The sequence below is a fragment of the Brevundimonas sp. genome, from assembly GCF_041648615.1.
Classification (GTDB): domain Bacteria; phylum Pseudomonadota; class Alphaproteobacteria; order Caulobacterales; family Caulobacteraceae; genus Brevundimonas.
Genome location: NZ_JBAZOS010000062.1, coordinates 1 through 6,436, shown reverse-complemented (window position 1 = coordinate 6,436; position 6,436 = coordinate 1). Strand labels below are relative to the sequence as shown.

General features: G+C 65.4%; 7 protein-coding genes. 3 read left to right on the top strand and 4 right to left on the bottom strand.

Going from position 1 to position 6,436, the window contains the following annotated elements:
- Positions 1 to 98: 98 nt before the first annotated feature.
- From WC555_RS14895 to WC555_RS14885, 3 genes are all read left to right on the top strand, one after another.
- A complete protein-coding gene (locus WC555_RS14895) occupies positions 99 to 542 on the top strand; it encodes a VOC family protein (RefSeq protein ID WP_373254829.1) in 444 nt (147 codons plus the stop codon).
- Between the two features lie 3 nt (positions 543 to 545).
- Positions 546 to 1,037 (top strand): VOC family protein, encoded by a 492-nt coding sequence (locus WC555_RS14890; protein WP_373254827.1) that lies wholly within the window; start codon positions 546 to 548, stop codon positions 1,035 to 1,037.
- Between the two features lie 142 nt (positions 1,038 to 1,179).
- Entirely contained in the window at positions 1,180 to 1,527 is a 348-nt protein-coding gene (locus WC555_RS14885) for a DUF1428 domain-containing protein (RefSeq protein WP_373254825.1), read from the top strand.
- Between the two features lie 18 nt (positions 1,528 to 1,545).
- On the opposite strand, the gene WC555_RS14880 is transcribed toward WC555_RS14885, so the two are convergent.
- The 4 genes from WC555_RS14880 to dnaG form a co-directional block, all read right to left on the bottom strand.
- Positions 1,546 to 2,283, bottom strand: a complete 738-nt coding sequence (locus WC555_RS14880) for an extensin family protein (RefSeq protein ID WP_373254823.1) — start codon at positions 2,281 to 2,283, stop codon at positions 1,546 to 1,548.
- 55 nt (positions 2,284 to 2,338) lie between these two features.
- On the bottom strand, positions 2,339 to 2,518 hold the full coding sequence (locus tag WC555_RS14875) for a DUF2256 domain-containing protein (RefSeq protein ID WP_373254821.1): 180 nt from the start codon (positions 2,516 to 2,518) through the stop codon (positions 2,339 to 2,341).
- A gap of 52 nt (positions 2,519 to 2,570) precedes the next feature.
- A complete protein-coding gene (rpoD, locus tag WC555_RS14870; RefSeq protein WP_135193654.1) occupies positions 2,571 to 4,520 on the bottom strand; it encodes an RNA polymerase sigma factor RpoD in 1,950 nt (649 codons plus the stop codon).
- Between the two features lie 75 nt (positions 4,521 to 4,595).
- A complete protein-coding gene (dnaG, locus tag WC555_RS14865) occupies positions 4,596 to 6,434 on the bottom strand; it encodes a DNA primase (protein WP_373254820.1) in 1,839 nt (612 codons plus the stop codon).
- Between the last annotated feature and the right edge of the window lie 2 nt (positions 6,435 to 6,436).

Genomic DNA, 6,436 nt, shown 5'->3' with positions numbered 1-6,436 from the left:
CCGACCGACAGGCTCTTTAGTTACTTTTTCTAACTTCATGGTTGACTAACATAACATCGAGACGCAAGACTTGCATCATCAGAGAGAGGGAGAACGCCATGTCAAAGATGATTTTCGTCAACCTGCCCGTGACCGACCTGCCCCGCTCGGTCGCCTTCTACGAAGCCGTGGGCGCGACCAAGAACCCGATGTTCTCGGACGAGACCGCCGCCTGCATGGTCTTTTCCGACACCATCCACGCCATGCTTCTGACCCACGAGAAGTTCGCCAGCTTCACTGACCGCGCCATCCCCGACGCGCACAAGACGGCCCAGGTGCTGATCTGCGTCTCCGAGGACAGCCGCGACGCCGTGGACGCCGTGATCGACCGCGCCGCCAAGGCCGGCGGTCAGGCCGATCCCAACGCCAAGCAGGACTACGGCTTCATGTACGGCCGCAGCTACGCCGATCCTGACGGCCACATCTGGGAGGTCATGTGGATGGACCCCGAAGCCGCCACCGAGGGTCCCGAGGCCTTCGCCGCTCAGATAGGCGGAGGCTGAGCCATGGCCGACAAGATCATTCCCTGCCTCTGGTACGATCTGGGTCAGGCCAAGAAGGCGGCTGAATTCTATGTCTCTCTGGGTCTGCCCGACAGCCGCATCGACCGGGTCGTCGCCAGTCCCTCAGACAATCCGTCCAGTCCGGCGGGCGCCGAACTGGTGGTGGAGTTCACCTTGGCCGGGCGGCCCTATGTCGGCCTGAACGGCGGACCGAACTTTCCTCAGACCGAGGCTGTCTCCTTCATGGTCATGACCGAGGATCAGGCCGAAACCGACCGCCTGTGGGACGCCATCGTCGGAAACGGCGGACAGGAAAGCGCCTGCGGCTGGTGCAAGGACCGCTGGGGCGTCAACTGGCAGGTCACGCCGCGCCGCCTGATGGCCTTCTACGACGATCCCAATCCGGCCCGGTCCAAGGCCGCCTTCGAAGCCATGATGACGATGACGAAGATCGACATCGCCGGTCTGGAGGCGGCTGCTGACAAGGCAGGGTAGTCGGCCGCGTTAATCGGCCGCCTGACTGTCGCTTTTCACCAAGCCTACGCCTGCGCCTTCAACGAACATCCGCCCCCTACCCCTCAAGCAGCGAGCCGCCGCGCGGCAAGCGATAGGGGTCAACCTCCGAAGGAGAAACCAAATGTCTTATATCACCGGCTTCCTGACCCCCGTGAAAAGCGAGAACAAGGAGCGCTATCTCGAGTCCGCCCGCAAATCCTGGCCCCTGTTCCAGAAATACGGCGCCCTGGAACAGGTCGAGACCTGGGGCGAAGACATCCCCCCCGGCAAGGTCACAGGCTTCGACCTGGCGGTGAAGCTTGAGGAGGGCGAGGCGGTCGTCTTCTCCTGGCTGAAATGGCCGGACCGCGCGACGGCCGACGCCTGCTGGGAAAAGATGCAGAATGACCCGGACTTTTCCGACATGGACTTGCCCTTCGACGGCAAGCGCATGATGTGGGGCGGGTTCCAGCCGATCTTCGAAAGCTGATCCGCCAGCGGGCGGCGGTCAGCGGCAGAACCGCGTGTCCGTCGCCTCCAGGTGCAGATGATCACGGTGCACGGCGTTGTAATCCGGGCTCAGCACCGTGCCGAAGATGCGGCAGGCGTCGTCGCGGATGCGGCGCAGGAAACGGGCTTCGGGGGCATCGCCTTGCCAGTTGTCGGTCAGGGTGATGCGCCGCCCGTCGCGCAGGCGCACGCCGGACACGTCCAGCGCCATGGCCCTTGCGTGGGCACTGACGCGGGTGCTGACCCCGCCATTGTTCACGTTGCGACAGGCGTAGGCGCCCATGTGATCGATTTGGACCACGTCCGAGCCCAGGATCTCTCGCGCCGCCGGCTCCAGCGACTGCCGCCGCCAGATGCTCAGGGCCAGCGCCGTCTGGCAGGTCATCTCCACCTCGCCCGGCGACATCCGCGCCACCGTCCCCAGATCGGCGCCCAGCACCCCGCCCTGGCTCAGGCCGCAGGTCGGGGTGTTCTGGCGGTCGGACACGGGGCTGAACCGCACCCGCGCGGCGTTCATCTCGGCCAGGCATTGCCCCAGGTTGCCCCCCTCACGGACGACCAAGGCCTGGGTGCCGCCATCGATCACTCGGTCGACCAGTCCCCCGACCAGCGGCGCTTCTGTCCGCGTGGGATAAGACGGCCTCAAGGGCTCGGGCGGGCGGCGCACGCAACTGCTGAGAACCAGCACGACGCCGAGGCAGATCAGGGCAGGCGAGAGGCGAGACAGGGACAACATCGCCGGGACGCTATCTGATTCCCTCATCGCCTGCGGTCACGAGCCAGAGAGCCGTCTATCGCCGGTCTTCAGCCGCGTCCTTGGCCCGACAGCGATCAGAGCAGAACCGAACCTGATCCCAATCCCGCGCCCATTTCTTGCGCCACGCGAACGGCAGGCCGCAGGCGGCGCAGACCTTTTGCGGCAGGTCGCCCTTGGCCGGCGCCATGCCCAGATTGACGTGCTTTCGCGCCATGGGATCTCGCAACGAAAAAGGGCGGCCCCGTCGGAGCCGCCCCTGATCGTCTTCAGCTGTCCAGGAAGGACCGCAGTTTCCGCGACCGGCTCGGGTGCTTCAGCTTGCGCAGCGCCTTGGCCTCGATCTGACGGATGCGTTCGCGGGTGACCGAGAACTGCTGGCCGACTTCTTCCAGGGTGTGGTCGGTGTTCATGCCGATGCCGAAGCGCATCCGCAGGACCCGCTCCTCGCGCGGCGTCAGCGAGGCCAGGACGCGGGTCGTGGTTTCGCGCAGGTTCGACTGAATGGCGGCGTCGATCGGCAGGATGGCGTTCTTGTCCTCAATGAAGTCGCCCAGGTGCGAATCCTCCTCGTCGCCGATGGGCGTTTCGAGGCTGATCGGCTCCTTGGCGATCTTCAGGACCTTGCGCACCTTCTCCAGCGGCATGGCCAGCTTTTCGGCCAGCTCTTCCGGGGTCGGCTCGCGGCCGATCTCGTGCAGCATCTGGCGGCTGGTGCGGACGATCTTGTTGATCGTCTCGATCATGTGCACCGGGATGCGGATGGTCCGCGCCTGGTCGGCGATCGAGCGGGTGATCGCCTGACGAATCCACCAGGTGGCGTAGGTCGAGAACTTGTAGCCGCGACGGTACTCGAACTTGTCGACCGCCTTCATCAGCCCGATGTTGCCTTCCTGGATCAGGTCCAGGAACTGCAGGCCGCGGTTGGTGTATTTCTTGGCGATGGAGATCACGAGGCGCAGGTTGGCCTCGACCATTTCTTTCTTCGCCTGGCGGGCTTCGCGCTCGCCCTTCTGAACCGTCTGAACGATGCGGCGATAGTCGTCGATCGGCAGGCCGGCTTCCAGAGCCACGGCGGCGACGTCGGCGCGAATGGTGGCGATCTGCGTGGCTTCGTTGTCGCTGAACTTGGTCCAGCGCACGCCCTGGTCCTTGATCCGCTCCGTCCAGGTGGGGTCCAGTTCGGCGCCGAAATAAGCCTTCAAGAACTCGGGACGCGAGATGCCGTAGCTGTCGGCCAGGCGCAGCAGACGGCCTTCCAAACCGATCAGGCGCTTGTTGATCGCATAGAGCTGCTCGACCAGGGCCTCGATGCGGTTGTTGTTCAGCTTCATCGTCTTCAGACGGTCCGAGATGGACAGCGTCAGGGCGCGATAGGCCTTCTCGTCCTTGGCGCTCAGCACCTCGCCCTTCAGGCGGGTCTGAACCAGCTTGTCCTGCAACGCCCGGAACGCGCCGAAGTCGGCGGCGATCAGGTTCAGGACCTCCATCACCCCATCGCGCAGCTCGGCTTCCAGCGCCGAGATCGACATGCCGCCGCCATCGTCGAAATCGTCGTCGTCATCATCGTCGTCGGTTTCAGGCTTGGCCTCGGCCGCCGGTTTCTCCTCGGTCTCTTCCGCCTCTTCGGCCTCGGGCTGGACAGCGCCCGGCAGGGACGACGGGTTCAGCACGCCGTAGGTGGCGTCGAGGTCGATGACCTCACGCAGCAGGATGCGGTTGTTCTCAAGCTCGTCGCGCCACACCATGATGGCCTCAAAGGTCAGGGCGCTTTCGCACAGACCCGAGATCATGGCGTCGCGGCCGGCCTCGATCCGCTTGGCGATGGCGATTTCGCCCTCGCGGCTCAGCAGTTCGACCGAGCCCATCTCGCGCAGATACATCCGCACCGGGTCGTCGGTGCGGTCATAGGCGGCTTTGGCGGGCGCCTCGGCGACGGCGGTGCCGGCGGCGGCGGCGACGTCGGTGGACTGCTGCTCCTGCGCGTCCTCCTCGGCCTCGACGACGTTGACGCCCATCTCAGACAACATGGCCAGGGTGTCTTCAATGGCGTCGGGCGTGACTTCTTCGGACGGCAGAACCTTGTTCAGTTCCTCCATCGTCACATAGCCTCTAGCCTTGGCCTGTTTGATGAACTTCTTGACGCCGGCGTCGGTCAGATCGAGCAGGGGCCCATCGGTCGAAGCCTCGGTTTCCTGCGTCTCGGTCTGTGCGTTCATAGTCAGTCTGTCTCCAGCCGGAGGGGGTGATCAATCCGCCCCGACGAAAAATACAATGCCTGGCGGGCCGTAAGGTTACGAGCCCGCGCTGTCTTCCCAAATCGTCCCGGCTTTGATCGCACGGCGAAGCGCATCCCGCTCGGCCTTAAGCCGGCGAAACGCCTCATCCTGCCCAGGCACATCACGTGCATGGGCCAAGGCGTCCTCCAACGCGGCTACGCGTGTTGAAGCGTCGAACGCCTGCGACCATCGGACCCTTGCCTCGGCGAGGGGCGCATTTGCGGCCAGGAAAGGCGCGCCGGACTTTGCCGCCGCCTTCTCGACCTCGCGCACTAAGGCATCATGACCCGATTGCGCCAGATGGCGTCGCAGGGAGGCAGAGTCAAGGCTATGTCCCGACAGACGCAGGCGAACCAGCTCTTGGGCCAGGCCATCCAGCCCCTTGTCGCCGAAACCGTGGGCCGCGATTTCTTCCAGATGGTCGTCCATCCTTTCGGGATCGTCGATGGCGCCGTGCGCCAGGGCGGCCGGCACCGGCTCGATGGCGCGGAACAGCGACTGCATCGCCTGGGCCCCTTCCGCAGTCTGGCCCAGCTTGGGCGGCGGGCCGAAACCGCGCCTGCCCTGCCCCGGCGTCCAGGGCGCGCGCTGGGGGCTGCGCGGGAACAGGGCGTCGAACCGATCAAACAGGTCGCGGCGGTATTGTTCGGCCAAATCCTTGTCCTGGATGGCCGAGGCGGTGTTGCGCAGCCGCGCCTTGAAGCCGGCCTTGCGTTCTGGCGTGTCCAGCGGTTCCAGATCCTGCTCGCGGCGGAACAGCACCTCGGCGAACCCATGGGTTTCGGCCAGGGCCTGACGCAGCGCGGGCGCGCCTTTTTCACGAAGGATATCGTCAGGATCCTGTCCGGCGCCCAGCAGGGCGAACCGGAACGACCGCCCGGCCTTCAGCAGCGGCAACGACCGTTCGATGGCGCGATAGGCGGCGCGCAGCCCCGCGGCGTCCCCGTCGAAACACAGCACCGGCTCGGACGACACCCGCCAAAGCCGTTCCATCTGTTCCTCGGTCAGGGCCGTTCCCATCGGCGCCACGGCCGGCAGGCCCGCGCGCTGGCAGGCGATGACGTCCATGTATCCTTCGACCACGATGATGGCCTGGTCGTTCTTGCTCTCCGCCCCCAGAATCCGCCGCGCCTCGGGCAGGCCGTATAGCGTCGCGCCCTTGTGGAAGAGCGGGCTCTCGGGGCCGTTCAAATATTTGGCCCGGTCGTCGGGGTTCATGGCCCGACCGCCGAAACTGACGATCCGGCCCCGTGCATCCAGGATGGGGAACATCAGCCGGTCGCGGAACCGGTCATACGGTTGGCCGCCGCTTTCCGGCGAGATCAGCATCCCGGCCTCGACCAGTTCAGCGGGCTTGGCGCCGCGCTGGATCAGGGCCTGTTTCAGCCCCTCGCGGTCGTTGGGCGCATAGCCCAGGCCGAACCGCTCCCACTGATCCTCGGGCAGGCCGCGTTTTTCAAGATATTCGCGCGCCGCCTTGCCCGGCGTGCGGCGCAGATTGGCGGCGAACCATTTCTGGGCCAGGTCCATCCAGTCCGACAGGCCCGCCCGCTTCTGCTCGCGCTCGGCTTCCTTGGGGTCTTCGGCCGGCAGTTGCATGCCCGCCTCGCCGGCGAGCCGCTGGACCGCCTCGACGAAGCTGAGCCGCTCCGTCTCCTGCAGAAAAGAGATGATGTCGCCGTGCTTGCCGGACGAGAAGTCGTGGAAGAACCCCTTGTCGTCGTTGACGAAGAAGGACGGCGACTTCTCCTTCGAGAAGGGCGACAGGCCGACGTACTCGCGCCCCTGACGTTTCAGCTTCACCGTCCGCCCGATCACGTCGGACGGCCGAAGGCGGGCCTTCAGTTCATCGATGA

What these genes read in the sequence shown, in the direction of transcription:
- WC555_RS14895 (WP_373254829.1), top strand. Translation starts at nt 99, where the DNA reads ATGTCAAAGATGATTTTCGTCAACCTGCCCGTGACCGACCTGCCCCGC.
- WC555_RS14890 (WP_373254827.1), top strand. Translation starts at nt 546, where the DNA reads ATGGCCGACAAGATCATTCCCTGCCTCTGGTACGATCTGGGTCAGGCC.
- WC555_RS14885 (WP_373254825.1), top strand. Translation starts at nt 1,180, where the DNA reads ATGTCTTATATCACCGGCTTCCTGACCCCCGTGAAAAGCGAGAACAAG.
- WC555_RS14880 (WP_373254823.1), bottom strand. Translation starts at nt 2,283, where the DNA reads ATGTTGTCCCTGTCTCGCCTCTCGCCTGCCCTGATCTGCCTCGGCGTC.
- WC555_RS14875 (WP_373254821.1), bottom strand. Translation starts at nt 2,518, where the DNA reads ATGGCGCGAAAGCACGTCAATCTGGGCATGGCGCCGGCCAAGGGCGAC.
- rpoD (WP_135193654.1), bottom strand. Translation starts at nt 4,520, where the DNA reads ATGAACGCACAGACCGAGACGCAGGAAACCGAGGCTTCGACCGATGGG.